General features: G+C 56.5%; 4 protein-coding genes. 3 read left to right on the top strand and 1 reads right to left on the bottom strand.

What is annotated here, in order from left to right; all coding sequences use genetic code 11:
• Nucleotides 1-684: hypothetical protein (locus tag LD28_RS23680; protein WP_033137276.1), on the top strand; the 684-nt coding region annotated here is incomplete at its 5' end.
• 249 nt (nucleotides 685-933) lie between these two features.
• Here LD28_RS23680 and LD28_RS23035 read toward each other — a convergent pair.
• A complete protein-coding gene (locus LD28_RS23035) occupies nucleotides 934-1,113 on the bottom strand; it encodes a hypothetical protein (protein ID WP_156120211.1) in 180 nt (59 codons plus the stop codon).
• On the opposite strand from LD28_RS23035, the gene LD28_RS0112405 reads away from it, so the two are divergent.
• Together LD28_RS0112405 and LD28_RS0112400 are read left to right on the top strand one after the other, a co-directional pair.
• Nucleotides 1,108-2,520, top strand: coding sequence for a leucine-rich repeat-containing protein kinase family protein (locus tag LD28_RS0112405; protein ID WP_033137275.1), 1,413 nt, complete (start codon nucleotides 1,108-1,110; stop codon nucleotides 2,518-2,520). The two genes, LD28_RS23035 and LD28_RS0112405, sit on opposite strands and share 6 nt — an antisense overlap.
• Before the next feature lie 288 nt (nucleotides 2,521-2,808).
• The coding region (locus LD28_RS0112400; RefSeq protein ID WP_033137274.1) for a thiopurine S-methyltransferase at nucleotides 2,809-3,337 on the top strand (529 nt) is incomplete at its 3' end.

The raw sequence follows: 3,337 nt of genomic DNA, 5'->3' as shown, positions 1-3,337 counted from the left end.
GCACAATCATTACTTAAATTCTATGGTGGCCGAGTAGGAAGCGACTTTGATGACATCAACAGAGAACAGGTGGATTCATTCGGGGTCTTAATTGACTATATTTCTGAACAGGTTGACGAGATAAAAGATTTAGTCCCTGGTATAGAAGCCGCAGTCGCTACCCACACAAAAGAAATGCAACACAGCTTCAGTGAGGCCCTTGCCCAATCAACAGCGGAGCTGCGTAAACACATAGAAGATGAATTAAACTATTCTGGCGTTCAGACATATCGCAACCATATGAATATCGGGCCAGTTCAGCTGAATAACATTCAACCTCCAAGCGTAATAGAGAAAATATGGAGCGTCTACAAAACACTTGATGGCTACAAGGGAAATGATTTTTCAATAGAGCAATTTTTAGGAATATCAAAAAACCCAATTTACAACAGAGAGATGTATTTGCACGAAAAGGTGACTTCTGTATATAACATATTGAATATTATTGGCTACTACCCAGATTCCAAAATGAAGTATGACAGAAGATTCACTGCCGCAATGAGTGATGCAGGGCATGCCTCTATAGCTTCGTTCTCAGATTTTCTATTCTCTCGGGATGCCGCCTTCATACATAAAACCAGAGCCGCGTATGATTATCTCAACGTCAAGACCCAAGTCATCGAAGTAATTGTTAATAACGTATAACAACTGGTTGAAATCGTTCGCTTCGCTCACTGGGTCGAGCTAAAGCCCACCCCTTACCCAAACGTTTGACACAGGAATCAAAATGCACGTCTACCACTTCTTATTAAAGAAAAATATGCGATAGAAGCGCTAAGCAAGCGCCGTAGGGTGCAATGAAATTGCACCGCTAATATGGTTTCTGGTCTCTAGCCCAAAAGCCGCTCGGCAAACGGTACAATGCGCTGCGCTTATTGCACCCTACATGTTTTGTTAATCCGCTGGGGTGGTGTTGTTGAGCACCATGCTCGTCGCCAAAGCAACAAAAGGGGCGATCTGCGCTCCGAATTCTTTATAATGCCCCCCTTTAAAACCGCCGGACGCAGGTTCGGCGCGCGCTGATGGTCGCTGTGCCATCAGGCAGATCATCAGGATTGAGAAACGGTTATGCATACTCTGGAACAGCTGCGCGCAGGTGAACTGTGCGGTGCCCGCCATCTGAAGCTTTGTGAAAATCTGACGGAGTTCCCCCCCGAGATCCTGACTCTCAAAGAGACGCTTGAGGTGCTGGATTTGACCGGCAACCAGCTAAGCGCGCTCCCTGACGAGCTGGCCGGGTTTGGCAAACTGCGCATCATCTTCTGCTCCGAGAACCGCTTTACCGAGCTGCCCGAGGTGCTGGGGCGCTGTCCGGCGTTGACCATGGTGGGCTTCAAGGCCAACCAGATTGCGACCGTTTCGGCCAGGGCACTGCCTGCGGGGCTGCGCTGGTTGATCCTGACCGATAACGCGGTGGCGCAGTTGCCCGATGAGCTGGGCCAGTGCGACGCCCTGCAAAAGCTGATGCTGGCGGGCAACCGCCTGCGCGAGCTGCCGGCGAGCCTTGCCAACTGCCGCCGTCTTGAGCTGCTGCGCATCGCCGCCAACCGCATTGAACGCTTCCCCGACTGGCTGCTGTCGCTGCCGCGCCTATCCTGGCTTGCCTATTCCGGCAACCCCTTTAGTGAGGGGGCGGAGGCGCGGGCCATCGATGATGCCCATGTCGCGACCCTTGCCTGGGAGACGCTGGCGCTGGGCGAGCTGCTGGGGCAGGGGGCATCCGGCGTTATCCATCGCGCCACTATTTTTCATGACATGGTTGGTGACGTGGCTGATGCCAATGCCAGCGCCGATCACGCGAGTCAGGCGGGCGATCTCGCTGAGGTCCGTCAGGTGGCGGTAAAGCTGTTCAAGGGGGCGGTGACCAGCGATGGACTGCCCCGCTGCGAGATGGCGGCGTCGCTGGCGGCGGGCACGCATCCCAACCTTATCAAGGTGATGGGGAAGGTGGCGGATCACCCCTCCGGCATTCCGGCGCTGGTGATGGCGCTGATCGACCCGGCCTTTGCCAATCTGGCCGGGCCGCCGAGCCTGGACTCCTGCACCCGGGATATCTATCCCGCGGGGCTGCGCCTCTGTGTGCCGGATGCGCTGGCGATGGCCCATGGCATTGCCTCGGTGGCGGGCCATCTGCACCGCGCGGGCATCATGCACGGGGATCTCTACGGTCACAATATCCTGTTTGCCCGCGGGGCTGACGCTCCGGCTCGCGCCCTGCTGGGAGATTTCGGTGCGGCCTCTTTGTATGAACGCAACAGCTATGACCGCAGCAACCACGAGCGGGCCGTGGGCCTTGAGCGGCTGGAGGTGCGCGCCTTTGGTTGCCTGCTGGAGGAGCTGCTGGCGCACTGCGATACGCAAGACTCACAGCTCGATGAGTTGCATCAGCTCAAAGCCGCCTGTCTCTCTGAACTCCCCGCCGAACGCCCCGATTTTGCTTATATCGACCGTCAGCTAGCGGCCGCTCGCGCCACACTCTGATGACCTTTCTGGCGTTGGCAGGCGCGCGTTGGCCTGCCAAATCCAGTCCTTTTATTCATCAATCGCCATAGACCCATGATGTTTTTGCATGGGTTGGTGGCCCCTGCCCATCAGAAAAGCGTGCTAAACGCGCCAGTTGCTGCCGTGAGGTTAGCGGTAAGGGGTTGCCCGATCATGCGTTCGATAAAACGCTGGGGCTGCACGGCAAAAAGGGGAGGGCAGAGGGTTGCGCGGTGCCGGTTAAGTTGTGATATTGAGGCATCTTTTAGTAAGCAATGGGGAATCATGATGGAAGCTGCGTTTTGGCATCAGCGTTGGGAAGAGAACCGGATTGGCTTTCATCAGGCGGACTTCAACCACTGGCTGCAATCCTGGTGGTCGGCCCAGCAAGCGGATGAACCGGTGTTGGTTCCCCTGTGCGGCAAGTCTCGCGACATGCTCTGGCTGAGCGCTCAGGGCCATCCGGTCGACGGTTTCGAGCTATCGAGCCTTGCCGTCAGCCAGTTCTTCAGTGAAAACCAGCTCGCCGCTACCGTCAGCGAAGTGGGCCCTTATCAGTGCCATCAAGTGGACAGCCTGCGCATTTTTCAGGGGGATTTTTTCGCCGCACCGACGCTGGGCCGCCATTACCGGCTGGTCTATGACCGCGCGGCGCTGATCGCCCTGCCGACGGCGATGCGCCGCCAGTATGCGGCCCTCATCAGTTCGCTGGTTGAGACCGGTGGCCAGATCCTGCTGGTGACCCTCGAGTATCAGCCGGAGCAGCAGACTCAGCCCCCCTTCTCGGTGGGGGAGATGGAGGTGCGGGCCCTGTTTG

Source organism: Aeromonas finlandensis (assembly GCF_000764645.1).
Taxonomy (GTDB): domain Bacteria; phylum Pseudomonadota; class Gammaproteobacteria; order Enterobacterales; family Aeromonadaceae; genus Aeromonas; species Aeromonas finlandensis.
Note: the sequence above shows the minus strand (reverse complement) of the source record. Positions and strands in the feature narration are given on the sequence as shown.